This is a genomic window from Bradyrhizobium sp. UNPF46, assembly GCF_006658625.1.
Lineage (GTDB): Bacteria > Pseudomonadota > Alphaproteobacteria > Rhizobiales > Xanthobacteraceae > Bradyrhizobium > Bradyrhizobium nitroreducens.
In genome coordinates, this window is sequence record NZ_LFJB01000008.1 from 38,523 (window position 1) to 54,048 (window position 15,526).

Annotated in this window: 14 protein-coding genes; 12 read left to right on the plus strand and 2 right to left on the minus strand. The window is 59.1% G+C overall.

The annotated features are described in order from the left end of the window. The first annotated feature begins 41 nt into the window (after nt 1–41). The 11 genes from UNPF46_RS04615 (at nt 42) to UNPF46_RS04660 (ending at nt 12,120) form a co-directional block, all read left to right on the plus strand. Complete coding sequence (locus UNPF46_RS04615; RefSeq protein WP_142249204.1) at nt 42–1,727, plus strand: M28 family peptidase; 1,686 nt, start codon at nt 42–44, stop codon at nt 1,725–1,727. 12 nt (nt 1,728–1,739) lie between these two features. Further along, complete coding sequence (locus UNPF46_RS04620; RefSeq protein WP_142249205.1) at nt 1,740–2,492, plus strand: SDR family NAD(P)-dependent oxidoreductase; 753 nt, start codon at nt 1,740–1,742, stop codon at nt 2,490–2,492. 416 nt (nt 2,493–2,908) lie between these two features. Continuing rightward, a complete protein-coding gene (locus UNPF46_RS04625; protein ID WP_142249206.1) occupies nt 2,909–3,808 on the plus strand; it encodes a polysaccharide deacetylase family protein in 900 nt (299 codons plus the stop codon). Further along, the gene (locus UNPF46_RS04630) at nt 3,805–5,262 is read left to right on the plus strand and encodes a M20 family metallopeptidase (protein ID WP_246668593.1); all 1,458 of its coding nucleotides are present in this window, start codon (nt 3,805–3,807) and stop codon (nt 5,260–5,262) included. The genes UNPF46_RS04625 and UNPF46_RS04630 overlap by 4 nt, the downstream gene beginning before the upstream one ends. Next, on the plus strand, nt 5,262–6,356 hold the full coding sequence (locus UNPF46_RS04635; protein ID WP_142249207.1) for an ABC transporter substrate-binding protein: 1,095 nt from the start codon (nt 5,262–5,264) through the stop codon (nt 6,354–6,356). Before UNPF46_RS04630 ends, UNPF46_RS04635 begins: the two co-directional genes overlap by 1 nt. Nucleotides 6,357–6,360: 4 nt before the next feature. Next, nucleotides 6,361–7,446: an ABC transporter ATP-binding protein gene (locus UNPF46_RS04640; RefSeq protein WP_246668594.1), complete on the plus strand. Its 1,086-nt coding sequence runs from the start codon at nt 6,361–6,363 to the stop codon at nt 7,444–7,446. A 58-nt stretch (nt 7,447–7,504) separates the two neighbouring features. Then, nucleotides 7,505–8,269 (plus strand): SDR family NAD(P)-dependent oxidoreductase, encoded by a 765-nt coding sequence (locus UNPF46_RS04645; RefSeq protein ID WP_142249208.1) that lies wholly within the window; start codon nt 7,505–7,507, stop codon nt 8,267–8,269. An 11-nt stretch (nt 8,270–8,280) separates the two neighbouring features. Next, a complete protein-coding gene (locus UNPF46_RS37290; protein ID WP_181769778.1) occupies nt 8,281–9,123 on the plus strand; it encodes an ABC transporter permease in 843 nt (280 codons plus the stop codon). 68 nt (nt 9,124–9,191) lie between these two features. Next, nucleotides 9,192–9,935: an ABC transporter permease gene (locus tag UNPF46_RS37295; RefSeq protein ID WP_181769779.1), complete on the plus strand. Its 744-nt coding sequence runs from the start codon at nt 9,192–9,194 to the stop codon at nt 9,933–9,935. Nucleotides 9,936–9,975: 40 nt separating this feature from the next. Next, a complete protein-coding gene (locus tag UNPF46_RS04655; protein WP_181769780.1) occupies nt 9,976–10,953 on the plus strand; it encodes a flavin reductase family protein in 978 nt (325 codons plus the stop codon). A gap of 30 nt (nt 10,954–10,983) precedes the next feature. Beyond that, on the plus strand, nt 10,984–12,120 hold the full coding sequence (locus UNPF46_RS04660; protein ID WP_142249211.1) for an LLM class flavin-dependent oxidoreductase: 1,137 nt from the start codon (nt 10,984–10,986) through the stop codon (nt 12,118–12,120). A gap of 151 nt (nt 12,121–12,271) precedes the next feature. Here UNPF46_RS04660 and UNPF46_RS04665 read toward each other — a convergent pair whose 3' ends face one another. Together UNPF46_RS04665 and UNPF46_RS04670 are read right to left on the minus strand one after the other, a co-directional pair. Next, the gene (locus UNPF46_RS04665) at nt 12,272–13,042 is read right to left on the minus strand and encodes an SDR family NAD(P)-dependent oxidoreductase (RefSeq protein WP_181769781.1); all 771 of its coding nucleotides are present in this window, start codon (nt 13,040–13,042) and stop codon (nt 12,272–12,274) included. Nucleotides 13,043–13,133: 91 nt separating this feature from the next. Continuing rightward, nucleotides 13,134–13,931, minus strand: a complete 798-nt coding sequence (locus tag UNPF46_RS04670) for an IclR family transcriptional regulator (RefSeq protein ID WP_142249213.1) — start codon at nt 13,929–13,931, stop codon at nt 13,134–13,136. A 138-nt stretch (nt 13,932–14,069) separates the two neighbouring features. On the opposite strand from UNPF46_RS04670, the gene UNPF46_RS04675 reads away from it, so the two are divergent. Continuing rightward, nucleotides 14,070–15,461, plus strand: coding sequence for an amidase (locus UNPF46_RS04675; RefSeq protein WP_142249214.1), 1,392 nt, complete (start codon nt 14,070–14,072; stop codon nt 15,459–15,461). The last annotated feature ends 65 nt before the right edge of the window (nt 15,462–15,526 follow it).

Genomic DNA, 15,526 nt, shown 5'->3' on the forward strand with positions numbered 1-15,526 from the left:
CAAGAATCAAGCAATTCTGCAGTTCCGTCCAGGCTTTGTCGATGATGCGGCATCTCGAAGAGTTTTCTCGACGTGTGAAGTTGTCTGGCAGCCCTGATGAGCTCGAGAGTTTCGGGTATCTCCGCCATCAACTCGAAAGCTATGGCCTCAGTACGAATCTTGTCCTGCATGATGCCTATATCAGCCTGCCCGGGCAGGCACAGATCACGATCGGAGATTGGGCTCCCGAGTGCATCACTCACTCGTTCTCTCGCTCCTCCGGACCAGAAGGCGTACGCGGCGAGCTGGTCTACGCGGGCGTTGGAGGGCCCGATGACTTCGCGAGAACTGATGCGCGAGGGAAGATCGTTCTGTTAGACGGAATCGCAAATCCAGCGGCGAGCCTGCGCTCATCCCAGGCCGGTGCCATAGGGCAGATTCATATTTCTCCTTCAAAGCATCTCTATGAGATGTGCATTTCTCCGGTCTGGGGAAATCCAACTCCGGACCAGCTCGAGCTGTTGCCGAAGACTGTCGTGCTGAGCATACGAAATAGCGACGGCGAAGCCCTCAAGGGGCGATTGCTGAATGGGGAAGACATCACGGCGGTTTTGACGGCCGAAGTGGATACCGGCTGGCGAAAGACGCCGATGTTGGAAGCGAATCTCGAAGCTGGCCATCCGTTGGACGACAGCTTCGTCCTGTTCTCTGGTCATCATGACACTTGGTACTACGGTGTAATGGACAACGGGAGTGCTAACGCTGCCATGCTCGAGGCGGCGCGCATCTTCGCGTTACATCGCAAGGATCTCCGTCGTCATCTGAGGCTCTGCTTCTGGTCGGGTCATTCGCACGGACGCTATTCGGGTTCATCCTGGTATGCAGACGTCAAATTCAATGAGCTCTCGGCTCGGTGCGTCGCGCACGTGAACATCGATTCCATTGGAGCCAAGGGCAATACGGTGCTCTCTGACGCGCTTTCGTCGAACGAGCTGTACGCTCTTGCGGCAGAAGCGGTGAGTGCGCAAGGCGGCCAGGAGATCGAAGGTCACCGAATGAGCCGCGCCGGGGATCAATCCTTCTGGGGCATTGGTATTCCTTCGATCTTCATGGCGATGGGCGAGCAGCCGGCCGGGCAAGGCGATAGCGTCATGGGGCCTGCCATCGGTGGCGGCGGTGCTCGCAAGGGGGCCGGCTTCGGCTGGTGGTGGCACACTCCCGACGATACCCTCGACAAGATCGATCCAGCGCTCCTCGTAAGGGATACCGCCATCTATGTACATGCCATCGGGCGGCTCCTGACGGACGAGATTTTGCCGCTCGATATTCGGAGGCAGGTGGATGCTTTGCAGCGGGAATTGTCGTCACTTGCAGTAGCGCTCGACGGTCGCATGGACATCGGGTCGATTGTTAAAAGCGTCGGAATGTTGGGCGACGCAGTAGAGCACTTTCAGGAAGCGGCGAGGGGCGATTCCGGCCGAGATGCCAAGAGCATCAACCGAGCTCTTGTTGCCGTTACCCGTGCCTTGGTGCCGATCGACTACACTCGGGGAAGCCGCGTCGATCCCGATCCGGCCCTGCGCCAGAACCCTTACCCCGTGCTCGATCCGCTCCGTTCCGTCGCAACTGCGACAGTCGGATCCGACCAGTTTCTCTTCGCAAGCGTCGCTGGGCGGAGAGCCGTCAATCGTGTCGCGCTCGCCATCGATGAGGCGCTTGCGGCGTTAGTCGTCCACGACGAAATGTGAACTGGGCAAAAAATGGACATCAGATTCGACGGAAAGGTCGCCATCGTTACCGGCGGCGCGCAGGGGATCGGACAGGCGATCGGAGCCGCTTTTCGCGATTCAGGGGCGCGGGTGCATCTGGTCGACCGCGATCCTGGGATCATCGAGGTGGGCCGCGATCTAAAAATGGCCGCTCACGTAGTGGATCTGTCCAAACGTGAAGCGTCAGCGGAGCTGGTGCGCTCCGTGGTCGCGGACGAGGGGCGTCTGGACGTCCTGGCTCTCGCAGCGGGGGGGATTGCCGGTCTAGCCGGTCTGTCCCTGGATGGGATCACCGATGAGAATTGGGATCGCATCATGGGTGCGAATGTCAAAAGCGCGCTTTGGCTATCGCAGGCTGCAGCTCCGGTCATGACGAAAGCCAAGTGGGGCCGGATCATCGTTATTTCGTCGGGAGCCGGCCTTCGACCGAGCCTGACTGGTCTTCACGGGTACACATCGTCCAAGCATGCCGTCATCGGACTGATGAAGCAGCTATCGGTCGGATTGGCGGGTGGCGGCGTAACCGTCAATTCGGTCGCCCCTGGCTTCATCCTTTCCAGTCCGGATGCTCGAAACCAATGGGAAGGATGGACGCCAGAGCGCCGATCTCAGGTCCTGGCGCAAATCAATACCGGACGCTTGGGCACACCCGAGGATATTGCCAACGCGACTCTATTTCTCGCTAGTGATCAGGCGAGCTGGATTACCGGGCAAGTCATTTCGGTGGATGGTGGACGGGCGTAAGTGCCTGACACTTGACCGGGCATTCGCAATCCACAGGCGCGAGATGCCGTGCACTAGCCGCCGCGGTCGTGATGCGCCTGGTGGCTGTCGCAGATCGACACGCGCACCAGCTAAATGGGATGGCCTTCGATGAAGGTGCGCGACCTCTGATCGACTTTTCCGGGAAGACAATTGGACAACGTCAGTCCGGCTCGAAGTCGCGGCGTACGGCGACCGAGATCGAATAGCAACAGCGCTCGATTAAATGCCGTCTGACGCGGTCGCTCTTAGCGTTTGCGCTGCGCCCGCCAAGCGTTGTTTGTGGTGAATCCGGTTTCGCCAAAAGTTTCGCTTACTGCTGACAAAAGGATTTCGGATTGGATTCGCAACTCGGTAAACCCTAGCGTCGGGCATCCTCAAAGAACGGGAATGCCAATATGAGCGAGACCGCCGGCGGATTGGAACCGTGGCAATGGCCTGAGAAGCATTGGCGCGGACTCGTTTCCAGGGTTCGCGCAGGGCGGTCTCTCAAGCCGCAGCACTGGAAGGGCGGCGCGAAGTGCGCCATCGCTCTTTCGTTCGATTCCGACCATGACACGAGCGAACTACGCGAAGGCGGCAAATCGATCGGCAGGCTGGCTTGGGGACAGTACGGCAACCGCGTGGGAGTGCCTAGAATATTGTCGCTCCTGGAGAAGTACGAGGCGCCTGCAAGCTTTTACGTGCCTGCCGTTACGGCCATGCTGTACCCAGACGAGCAGAAGCGGATCGTGGATGGCGGTCACGAGATCGGAATTCACGGCTGGATTCACGAGCTCAACTCTGTTCTCGCCATCAACGATGAGCGGGATCTGATGCTGCGTTCCATCGACACCATCGAATCCATCACGGGGCAGCGTCCCTACGGGCTACGCAGCCCGTCCGCCGATTTTAGCGAGAACACTCTGCGCCTGCTGCAGGAGACCGGTCTCGAATACGACTCCTCGCTCGGCGCCGACGACGATTGCTACGAGCTTCTGATCAACGGTGAACCGTCGGGTATCGTAGAGGTGCCCTTCGAGTGGGTGCGGGATGACGCGGTCTATTTCATGATGAACCGCTTTCAAGGCTTGCGCCCATACACTCCGCCGGCCGATGTCTTCGACATCTTCAAGCGTGAGCTAGATGCGGCCTACAACGAAGGAGGCATCTTTAATCTGACTATGCATCCTCACATTATCACGTATCGATCGCGCATCTGGATACTCGAGGAGATCATTCGGTATGCCAGATCGCTCGGTGACGTTTGGTTCGCATCGCACGGCGAAGTGGCCCGATGGGTTCGCGATAACTCATGAGGATGACCCTAACAAACCGCACGATCGGCGGAGCGGAGCGAGAGCGGCCGAGCAGGGAAGCTGCCATCGCCGCCGCCGAGGCGGCGTTGGAGGACGGGACGCTATTCGAGGAGTTGTCGCGGGCGATAGCTTGCCGGACCGAGAGTCAGCGGGCGGATTCGCGGAGCGGGCTCGTCGCGTACCTGACCGAACTCGTCGTCCCGTACCTGGAAGCATTGGGATTCGCCTGCCACATCATCGAGCATCGGGAAGCAAAGGGCCCTTTCCTAGTCGCGCGGAGGCAGGAGCACGAGTCGCTGCCCACCATCATGTGTTATGGACATGGCGATGTAGTGGAAGGGTTGGGCGGTTGGCGTCAGGATCTGACGCCTTGGAAGCTTACGGCTGGGGAGGGGCGCTGGTACGGCCGAGGTGTCGCTGACAACAAGGGCCAGCACTACCTGAACATGGCCGCGATGCGGGCGGTGCTTGAGACCCGCGGGTATCTTGGCTTCAATTCGGTGTTTCTGATCGAGACCGGCGAAGAGGTCGGATCGCCCGGCTTACGCCAGGTGTGCGCCGAAAACAGAGACCTTCTACGCTCCGATATACTCATTGCCTCCGACGGCCCGCGCATCTCGGCCGATCGGCCGACCATATATCTCGGCGCGAGAGGCGCCATCAGTTTCAAACTTTGTATCGACGCGAGAAGCGGCACCTACCACTCGGGAAATTGGGGTGGATTGCTCAGCAATCCGGCGCTTCAGCTCGCGCACGGCCTCAGCTCGATCGCATCCGCGACCGGTCAAATACGAATCCCCGAGTGGCTTCCTCCTGAAATTCCGGTGGCTGTACGCGCTGCGCTTCGCGACTGCGTCGTTTCGGACGATGAGCAGGGCCCGAAGATCGACCATGGCTGGGGCGAGCCTGGTTTAAGCGCCGCCGAGAAAGTCTACGGCTGGACCTCGTTCGAGGTGTTGGCGTTCGAAGCCGGGCGTCCCGGGTCGCCGATGAACGCGGTTCCGGCTTCCGCTTTCGCCGTGTGCCAGCTCAGGTTCGTTGTCGGCGTGGATGAAGATCGGATCCTCCCCGCGCTCCGGGAGCATCTCGACCGCTGCGGTTTGGGAAAGATCCAGGTCTCGCAGACGGATGACGAGGTATTTCACGCCACACGTCTCGATCCTGACGACCCCTGGGTGGGCTGGGCTCGTGGATCGCTCGAGCGGTCGATCGGAAAATCGGTCGTGGTCCTTCCGAACGTCGGCGCATCGCTTCCCAACGACATTTTCAGCGAGTTGCTGAACATGCGCACGATCTGGATACCGCACTCCTATCCGGCTGCGGCAAACCATGGCGTCAACGAGCATGTGCCCATCTCGGTGGTCCGGGAAGGGTTACGAGGAATGGCGGGACTGTACTGGGATCTCGGAGAAGGAACAGGCCTTCCTCCGACGCGCAACGATAGGAGGATCTGATGAAGGTTTTGGGACTGAATTCCACGTCTGAATCGATCAACAGGCGCACAATCCTTAAGGGACTTGTTGCCCTGGGGGCAGCGGGAGGCGATCTTGCGACCTTCGCACAGGCACTGGCGCAATCGTCTTCCGAAGATGTGAGCCAACTGACGATCCTCATTCAGGGCGGACCGGTGGCGGACACGATAAACAACGTTGCCCTTCCGATTTTCAAGAGCCAGTACCCCGGCGTCGCCATTCAGCTGGAAGTGTCCGCCAACGCCGCCGCCTATCCGAAGATGCTTGCGCAACGGAACAATCCGGTGATCAGCGGCGGAATGTTCAACGATCTATTCTCGGCGCGAGGGTCGATCGACAAGATGTGGGCGGCCATCAACCCGGAATACATGCCAAACGCGAAGCGGGTTCCCAAGGATCTGCTGCTGCCCGGAGGTGACGGCGTCACGTTCCAGCAGACACCGTTCGGGATCATGTACAACCCGGATCGGGTCGAACCGCCGACGTCTTGGACGGATCTCTGGAATCCCAAGTACGAGGGGCGCGTAGCGATGTGGGACACCTACTTCGATGCTTACGCCATGGCGGCCGTCGCGACGGGCAAGTCTCCATCGGTGGAGGATGGCGTCAAGGCGTGGGAGCCCTACCGCAAGAATATCGGAGTGTGGTCGACCTCACCCATTGCCGAAGAAGATATGGTCCATCGCGGAGAAGTGTGGCTCGCGCCACATTGGGGGGCCTGGTGCGAGCAGGCGCGTCTCCAAGGAAAACGCGTCGCGTTCGCCTTTCCAAAGGAGGGAGCGACCCTCTGGTCCAATCAGCTGCAATCCTGCGTGGGATTTTCGCCGAAGGTCACAGAGCTTGTTCAAAGGTATCTCAATGCCTGGCTGTCGGACGAGTGCCAGACGGCTTGGCTGAAGAACGCTCTCATTTCACCTGCGGTCGGATCCTTGGCGATTCCGTCCGAACTTCAGACCAATCCCGCGGTGATTTCAGCTGGGGACGCCGGCAAGAGGCTCATCAGGTTGGATGCACGGCAGGTCGCTACAAAATTCGCGGCGACAAAAGCGCTCATCGAACGCACCTTGAAGTCTTAAGACGATGATGCTCGGACAAATCGCAATAGCGGCGCTCAGCCTTCACTCGATTGCCAAGAGTTTCAGCGGCGCGAGGGTGGTCAAGGACGTCTCTCTTGCGATCAAACCCGGGGAGTTCATCAGCTTGCTCGGTCCCAGCGGTTGCGGGAAGACGACTTTGCTCCGCATGATCGCCGGTCTAGAAATGCCTGACTCCGGTACGATCGCGCTGGGAGGCAAGGACATCACCGGCGTTCCCGTCTGGGAACGCAATATTGGCGTTGTCTTCCAAAATTACGCGTTGTTCCCGCACATGACGGTCGCCGAGAACATCGCCTTCGGCTTGCGGACGCGAAAGGTCTCCAGAACCACGATCGAGGCGAAGGTCCAGGATGCGCTTAAGCTCGTCCGGCTCGACGATTTCGGTCCGCGATCTACCGAAAAGTTGTCGGGCGGCCAAAAACAGCGTGTGGCGTTGGCCCGAGCGCTCGTAACCGATCCCAGACTACTTCTGCTGGACGAGCCTCTGGGTGCGCTTGACCGTAAGCTACGCGAGCAGATGCAAGTCGAACTGAAGATGCTTCAGCGGGAAATCGGTATCACTACGCTGATGGTAACGCACGACCAAGAAGAAGCGCTCACGCTTTCTGACAGAATCGCCGTCATGAGCGATGGGCGAATCCTGCAAGACGACAGTCCGAAGGAGATCTATGAGCGCCCCCGCGACGCTTTTGTGGCGGACTTCATAGGAATGTCGAACCTTATGCAAGGTAAGGTCGTCGAATCCGATGGGAAGAAGCGGATTGCGATTTCAGAGAAGGCGGTCTTGGAGCTGCCTCCCGACGTGATATCTGCGGCGGACGTTTCGATCTTCGTCAGGCCTGAAAAATTGTCGCTCGCTGAAGTGCCCGGTGCTGCAGGAAGCTCGCTTCCCGGAAAGATCGTGCACGTGTCTTATTCCGGTTCCGTCACCCATTGTTTCGTCGACGTCGGTTTGCAGAAACCACTCACTGTTCTGATCACGAACAGGTCGAACCGCGATGACGAAGGCCCTCGGGTTGGCCAGCCCATCTGGGTGAACTGGGACGCTCGCAACATTGTGGTCCTTTGAAAATCACTGCTGCCTTTTCATTCCAACCGCGTGCGGCCAAGCCGTAAGAGAACAATAGATGATCAAGCCCGAGTCCGAAAAGCCCGTTGCCGTAGTGACCGGAGGAGCAAAAGGAATAGGCTTCGCGTGCGCCGCGCGGCTGATCACCAGCGGATTTCGTGTCGCTATTACCGATATCTCCGAGCCCGACCTGGAGAGCGCGACGGCATCATTAGGAGCCGAACGGAGCGAACTGATGCCCCTGACGGACGACGTTCGATCCTTCGATGGCGTACATTCGAACGCAAAGCGGATCATGGATGCTTGGGGACGAGTCGATGTCCTGGTCAATAGCGCCGGCGTGTCCCAGCCAAAGGGACTGCTCAACATTACCGAACAGGAATGGGACCTTGTAATAGCGGTAAATCTCAAAGGGACATTCAATTGGTGCAAGGCCATAGCCTCCCACATGGTCGAAGCCGCCGCCGGACGTATAATCAATATTTCTTCGGTTAACGCTCACACGGGTGGTACGCCGTCCGCTGTGAGCAAATTCGCGTACGCCGCCTCCAAGGCCGGGATTTTGGGACTGACGCGTGGATTGGCTAAGGAGCTGGCGCCCGACATCTCCGTAAACGCCGTATGTCCTGGTCTCATCGAGACCGCGCTGACCCTCAAAATGATCGGTGAGCAAGGGAAAGAGATGATCGCCCGCGGGATTCCGTTGGGACGCATCGGAACTCCTGATGACATCGCGGTGATCGTACAATTTCTCGCGACGGTACAACCCAACTATCTGACCGGAGAGATCATCGACGTCGACGGCGGCGCTTTCATTAACTGAGCATGCGGCGGATGACCACAGCGACCAAGGACACCCCTCTTTTGATCTTGCTGACCCCGGCATCGGTGGTCGGCTGCCTCATGGTGCTCTCTGCCGTGTTGATGTTAGGCATCTCCGTTCTCGATAGTTTTCCCGGCTGGACTGCCATCACGTTTGAGCACTATCGCGAGTTCTTCCAGAACAGATTTCTTTTGCAAGCCGGGTTAAGGACAATCTCGCTGGCGACAGTGGTGACTTTGATTTGCCTGCTGTTCGGCTACCCGGTGGCATGGTTCCTTGTGCTCGGTCGTTCGAGGATCGCGCATCTCGTGTTTCTGGCCGTGCTGACGCCGCTGATCGTCAGCATCGTGGTCCGGATGTTCGGCTGGACCATACTGCTTGGGAACGAAGGATTGCTCAACAAAGTGATGGTCGGGCTTGGACTGGTTGCCGCGCCCGTGCAGATGATGCGCAGCTTTTGGACGGTCGCGATCGGCCTGGTCCATGTGTTTCTCCCGTTCATGATTTTGTCGCTCACGTCCACGCTCGGCCGGATCGACCCGTCGCTCAGCGAAGCAGCGGCGACACTGGGTTCACGTCCCGTCCGATCCTTCCTGCAGATCGTTCTTCCGCTTTCCGCGCACGGAATGGCCACAGGCAGCATCATCGTGTTTTGCCTGACGACGGGCGTGTACCTCACGCCGCTCTGGTTGGGCAGAGGCAACGTGACTGTTCTGGCCACGGCGATCCAGCAACAGATCCTCGAAACCGGCGATTGGCCGGCAGGTGCGGCTTCGGCGATGCTTCTGACATTCTTCACGCTGCTTCTTGTGGCGGGGTACAGCATCTTAATTCGTCGATTGGGGAGGCGTTGATAATGATAGAGTCCGCTCGGTCGCTTCCGTCCGTCTGGAGGGTCCTCAATCTTTGGATCGTAGGGATCGTGGTCGTCTTTCTGTTGCTGCCGATCCTCATTGTCATTCCAAGCGCATTCAACACCGATCCGACCGTCACGTTTCCGATCCACGGCTTTACGTTCAAGTGGTTCGCAAATGCGATCTCGCGCGCGGAATTCATCAGGTCGTTCTTTTTGAGTGTCGCAGTTTCCGTATTCGCAACTCTCATCTCACTCGTAGCTGGCGGGCTGGCCGCCTACGCGATCGTGCGACGCGCGTTCCCTGGCAAAGGGCTATTGGAGTTGGTGTTGCTGTCGCCGCTGATCTTCCCTTCTATCGTCCTGGCTATCGCGTTGACGATGGTCCTAGGCTCGCTTGGCCTTCTTCGTACCGTTCCCGGATTGATCGTTGCGCATACCATCGTGACGCTCCCATATGCCGTACGGGCGATGATCGGCACCTTCCACAGCATCGACCCGCACCTTGAGGAAGCGGCTGCCGTGCTGGGAGCTCGCCGAGCATTCGTTTGGCGTGAGGTGCTCGTTCCGTTGCTGCGGCCGGGGCTTCTCGCGGCCGCGATCTTCAGCCTCATCATGTCCTTTGATGAATTCGCCGTGTCGTTCTTCGTGGTCGGCCCGGGCATGACCACGCTTCCGATCGAACTTTTCAACTACACGGAGTTCTACGCTGATCCGACGATCTGCGCGGTATCGACCATCCTTATTCTTCTATCGGCTCTGGCGGTCCTCGCCATCGAGCGATCCGTGGGCCTGGCGAAACTTATGAGCTGAGAACGAGATCTTGGCTCATCGAAACCTCAAGGAGGGCGGAGTGACAAACTCAAATCGGCCTGGCGCTCTGGAGAGCGGTGCGCCGCAAGGCAACTCGGACGCTTTTCGTCGCGCATTAGGCCACTTCTCAACCGGCGTGACGATCATCACCGCCGAATCCGATGGGGTGCGTGCGGGCATCACAGCCAACTCGTTCAATTCCGTCTCCCTCGATCCACCCTTGGTGCTCTGGTCCGTCAAGAAAACGTCTACCAGTTGGCCCATCTTTGCGGCGGCGAAGTCGTTCGCGATCAACGTCCTTGCGTCCGACCAGGCCCAGTTGGCTTCCCAATTCGCCAAGTCGGGGACGGACAAGTTCAAAGACGTGGACTGGGAGCCGGGAGCGACTGGCGCTCCGTTGTTGGCTGGAGTGACGGCCCAGTTCGAATGCGCCCGAAGAGCGGAATACGAGGGTGGCGATCACCTCATCGTGGTCGGCGAGGTAAGCTATTTTGCTCGCTACGAGCGCCGGCCGCTCGTGTTCAGTCAAGGAAGGTTCAGCTTGGCGATCGACAATGTGGATGCGGCCCCAACCAATGCCGACCAGCGGGGCGATCAGTATCCGACGTTCCTTACCATGTTTAGGAGAGCGTTTCTGCAGAGGGCTTCGGAATTTCGCGAAGAGGCCCACTCGGTCGGCTTCACGATGAACGAGAGCCGCTTGATGTACCACCTCGAGCTCAGTCCGGGGCTCAGTCTCGAGGGGCTCGCACGCGTCTCCCTCCTGGATCTGGATACGGCAACGGATGGGATCGCGTCGCTGGAGCGCAAGGAGTGGATCGGTCGTGGCTCCGACGGGTCGTTGCAGCTCACCGTGCTCGGTCTAGAGCAAAATGCGAAGCTTGGCCGCCTCGCGCACGCGGCCGAGGCGAACAAGCTGATGCGCTTCTCTGCAGCGCAGATCAGTAAGACGCGGGAGATCATTGAAGCGTTTGGTGGTCGGCTGGACAATATTCCGGCCTATCGAGAGCCGGAATAAAATGCAACGCGGTCAGCGGAGTCGAAGCAGATGACAAATCCTCTCAGAAACAACAACAAACTCAAGCTCGGCATATTCGGGACGAACGGGAAGGGCGGTGCGCAAACCAAGGTTCCCGAACTGTATCAGCCGACTTGGCCGAACTCCGTTCGAACTGCCCAAACGGCCGATGCCGCGGGTTTCGAGGCGATCGTGGCGTACGCGCGATGGAAGGCCTACATGCCGGGCAAGCCAGATCATACGAGCGGCATTGTTCTGGACCCGTTTACCTGGTCCGCAGGAATCGCGCAGGCCACCAATTATTCGGCCGTCATGCCGACCTCGCATGCGCCGACTATCCACCCGATAACTTGCGCTAAGCAATGTGCGACCATCGATATCATTTCGAACGGTCGCCTGGGCTTGAACATTGTCGGCGGCTGGAACAAGCACGAATTGGAGATGTTCGGCGCGCCGATGCGCGAACATGACGAGAGATACGAACAGCTCGAGGAATGGCTTACCGTCATCAAGAAGATGTGGACGGAGAAGGAGGAGTTCGACTACGAGGGAAAATTCTACCGCGTATCCGGCGGAGCGTCGATGCCGAAGCCGGTGCAGCAGCCGCACCCGCCCATCATGAACGCCGGTGGGTCGCCACGGGGCATGAGGTTCGCCTGTCAACACGCCGATTTGTGCTTCGTCATCCTGCAATCCGATGATCCTTCCGAATGGAAGCGGCAGATCGACATGTACAAGAATACGGCGCGTTCCTTCGGACGCGAAGTTCAGGTCTGGACCTATTGTCCAGTCGTCCAGCGGGACACCAAGGAGGACGCCGAGAAGTATCTCCACCATTACGCGGTGGAGATGGAGGATGTCGAAAGCGTCGATGCCTGGTCCGCTGGAGTGGGTGCGCAGTCGCAGATAGCTTCACCGGAAAAGATGAAGGAGCTCCGAAAGCGAATCGCTGCCGGAGCCGGAGGCAACATCCTCGTCGGAACCGCGGACATAATCACTGAGAAGATGGAGGGCTTGTGTGATGCGGGCCTGGACGGAGTGCTTTGCTCGTTCGTCGACTTCGACGACGGACTTCACCGCTTCATCTCTCAGGCGCTTCCGCTACTTGAACAACGTGGTTTGCGGGATCCATTCAAGCCGAAGCTCGATCGCGAAGTCGCGGCATAAAGGGAAGCGAAAATCGCCCTGCCGACCATACAGCGGATCGGCAGGCCGAAAATGGCGCTCATCGCGCCGCCTCTTCCTTTCGGGCCGAAGCAGCGCCTTGAACCATCGCTCGCGTTCGCGTCGGCGATCTCTCTTTGGCCGCACCGCGAAATCAGAGGTAGGCTCCATCGACGGGAAGGGCGACGCCCGATATATAGCCGGCTCCCTCGGACACGAGGAACTCGACGGCAGCGGCCACGTCCTCGGACGTCCCGGCACGACCCGATGGATAGCCTTCCAGCATTCGCGCCTGCTCGCTATCCGGCAACGCATCGAATCGGCCCCTCACTCGGGTCCCCGGCTGACCGAGAATAAGGCCAGGCACGATGCAGTTGACCGTGATGCCGTTCTTGCCGACATCCTTTGCGAGCTGGGCCGTTAGTCCGATCAGCGCGGCCTTAGCGGTCGCATAAGCCAAGCGGCCAGGCACCGTCGTGGGTGGTCCCTTCTCGCCGAACGCCAAAATGGAAGAAAAGTTGACGATACGCCCAAAGCCTTTCTTGCCCATGCCGGCCATCACGGCCTGGGAGAACAGGAACGTACTGGTCACGTTTAGAGCCATCACGTGATTCCAGAGATCCAAATCGATGTCTTCTATACCGAGAGTCTTTTTGGGGCCGCCGCCACCTGCGATGTTGATGAGCGTGTCGACCGTCCCGAAGGACGCGATGGCATGTTCTGTCGCGCTTCTTACATCTTCGGGATTGGTTACGTCCGCAACGTGCGAATAGACCGACGTTCCTGCGGTGCTACCGACGACTTCCTTCAAAGCCTCCTCATCGCGGTCTACGAGCATGATGCCGAAGCCGGACGCAGCAAGTCTTGCGACAGTGGCGCGGCCAATTGCTCCGGCGGCGCCTGTAACGATCGCAGAACGCTTCATGTTTCCTCTCTCACAACGGGTTTGCGAGAGAAGACCTTTCCATGGATCGAAGGATAGGTCAAATTGTGATGCGTGAGTATTGCATTGCAATTCAGACAGCGGAAATGGCGCGTGCCGCATGCACAGCAAGCGGGGCGAACCGTTTCTCGAAGTCGGGTGGGGACCATTCGGCCAAGGAGCCAGCGACGTGAACCGCACCGATCGGCTTTCCGGTATCATCGAGAATGGCGACGCCGCACGCGATTTCCCCGACCATCATTTCCTCGACGACCACCGCGTAGCCCGCGTCCCGCGCCTCTTGGACGCGGGCAAGGATATGCTCCTTGGCAATCGCCGTCTTGGGCGTCACTTTGACGAGCTCTGACCGATTGAGGATGTCCTTTACTTGCTCGAGGGGAAGCTGGGATAATACGGCGCGCCCTCCCGACGTGCAGAAGGTCGGAACGCTTCTTCCGCTGAGATATCCGTAAAGACTGTCGCGTTTGCTTTGGAGGCGGACGAGATACAACATCGCGACATCGTCAAACAAGCTGAGATCGATCCTTTCCTGGGCGTCGCGCCGGAGTTCGGCCAGGATCGGCAGGGAGTGCGTGATCAGCGGATGTCCGCGCAGATAGTCGAACGATCTCTGCAGGAGGCGTCGACCCGGCCGGTGACCGAGACTCGTCCGCTCAAGATATCCCAATTTGACCATGGTGTGGACGAGCCGCTGAGTTGCGCTCTTGTCCAGATCGGCCGCTTCCGCCAGTTCGGATAAGGATAAAGCGTTTGTGGAGTCCGCAAACCCCTCCAATATCCTGAAGGCCTTGCCGACCGATTTTACGTAGAGCTTGTCCTCGCGATCATCCGATCGGGCCGTCTGCTTCCGTCCGGTCGCACGCTTGGCCATTATCACAGTCTCCCTGCTCATTTCTTGAACTCCAACGCAACGTCGGGACGTTGACGTCATGCGCCAGAGTAGACATTATATAACGATCCGACTGTATTGTATTGCAATACGTTCGAAACAAACTGAAGGGGTCATCCATTGTCAAAGCAATATAACCCGGCCGAATTTCGGCCGCTCACCTTCCACGATGCGGTGCCCGCATTCAAGGAGGGAGGGAGCAACCCACGAAAATATCTGGAGAAATGTCTGGAGGTCATCGAGGCCCGCGAGCCCGTCCTACGTGCTTGGGTCGAGATGAACATCCCCGGAGCGAGATCCGCTGCGGATGCGTCGACCAAGAGGTATCAATCGGGACGTCCGCTATCGTCGATCGACGGCATGCCCGTTGGCATCAAAGATCTCCTGATGACCAGGGATATGCCCACCCGCATGGGCTCGCCGTTGTACGAGAACAACTTTCCGAAGCAAGATTCCGCTTGCATTCAAGCGCTCAGAGCGGCCGGTGCGATCGTTCTTGGAAAGACGGTGACCACTGAGCTGGGGATGTCTCATCCTGGGCCCACGACGAATCCCTTTAGCCCGATCCACACCCCGGGAGGATCCTCGAGCGGCTCCGCGGCGGTGATCGGAGCGGGTATGGTGCCGGCTGCGATCGGAACCCAAGTTGTCGGCTCCGTCATCCGGCCGGCAAGCTTCTGTGCGAATTACGCCATTAAGCCGACGATGGGCGCCCTGAACCGGGGCGAGCGCCAAGGCTTTAGTCAAAGCCATCTCGGTGTCCATGCCGGAAGTCTGGCGGACATGTGGCATGTCTCGATCGAGATTGCAAAGCGCTCCGGCGGAGATCCGGGATATCCGGGTCTCTTCGGCGGCTCGGAACTCCGCGCGGCTGAGCGACCCACGCGACTTATCGTCATGGAGGCGCAGGGGTGGTCCGAACTCGACCACGATACGAGAGGCGCCTTCGAGGACCTGCTATCCGATCTCGGTCGCGCCGGTGTCGAGATCACTCGTCGCAGCGAACATTCTCTCGTTGAGGCATTCGAACGAGCGATCGGGGAGAGCCTGGAAATAACACGGGACGTCTGCGCGTATGAAATGCGTTGGTCGCTCGAGAATCTCGTGCAGCAATTCGGCGGAGGCCTCAGCGATAGCCTCACGTCTCGCCTCGATATCGCGCGGCAAATGACGCAGGATGACTATCGGCTCCTGATTTCAAGACGGGAAATCGCAAGAGCCGCGCATGCATCGATTGCACATATCGCCGACGCAGTCATCTCCCCGTCTTCGATCGGTCCAGCGCCGCGACTCGACAACAAGGGGGTCGACTCGGGCGTGGTCCACACCACCGGGCTTCCCAACTACAATGCCGTTACGTCGCTGCTTGGAGCACCGACGATCACGATACCGATGCTCGCGGTGAAAGGGCTTCCCGTCGGCGTCCAGGTGATCGGCCAGCAGCACACGGATGACCGTCTCGCCGGTATTGCGCGCTGGATCGCGGAGACCATTCCGCCGCGCTCCGTTTGAGTCAGGGGGCGCGCGCTCGGCGCGCGTCCTCTCTCGCTTCTATTCGCTGTCGGCAAGTCGTTCAC

What these genes read in the sequence shown, in the direction of transcription:
- UNPF46_RS37290 (WP_181769778.1), top strand. Translation starts at nt 8,281, where the DNA reads ATGACCACAGCGACCAAGGACACCCCTCTTTTGATCTTGCTGACCCCG.
- UNPF46_RS04640 (WP_246668594.1), top strand. Translation starts at nt 6,361, where the DNA reads ATGATGCTCGGACAAATCGCAATAGCGGCGCTCAGCCTTCACTCGATT.
- UNPF46_RS04620 (WP_142249205.1), top strand. Translation starts at nt 1,740, where the DNA reads ATGGACATCAGATTCGACGGAAAGGTCGCCATCGTTACCGGCGGCGCG.
- UNPF46_RS04625 (WP_142249206.1), top strand. Translation starts at nt 2,909, where the DNA reads ATGAGCGAGACCGCCGGCGGATTGGAACCGTGGCAATGGCCTGAGAAG.
- UNPF46_RS04635 (WP_142249207.1), top strand. Translation starts at nt 5,262, where the DNA reads ATGAAGGTTTTGGGACTGAATTCCACGTCTGAATCGATCAACAGGCGC.
- UNPF46_RS04615 (WP_142249204.1), top strand. Translation starts at nt 42, where the DNA reads ATGATGCGGCATCTCGAAGAGTTTTCTCGACGTGTGAAGTTGTCTGGC.
- UNPF46_RS04660 (WP_142249211.1), top strand. Translation starts at nt 10,984, where the DNA reads ATGACAAATCCTCTCAGAAACAACAACAAACTCAAGCTCGGCATATTC.
- UNPF46_RS04630 (WP_246668593.1), top strand. Translation starts at nt 3,805, where the DNA reads ATGAGGATGACCCTAACAAACCGCACGATCGGCGGAGCGGAGCGAGAG.
- UNPF46_RS04645 (WP_142249208.1), top strand. Translation starts at nt 7,505, where the DNA reads ATGATCAAGCCCGAGTCCGAAAAGCCCGTTGCCGTAGTGACCGGAGGA.
- UNPF46_RS04670 (WP_142249213.1), bottom strand. Translation starts at nt 13,931, where the DNA reads ATGGCCAAGCGTGCGACCGGACGGAAGCAGACGGCCCGATCGGATGAT.
- UNPF46_RS04665 (WP_181769781.1), bottom strand. Translation starts at nt 13,042, where the DNA reads ATGAAGCGTTCTGCGATCGTTACAGGCGCCGCCGGAGCAATTGGCCGC.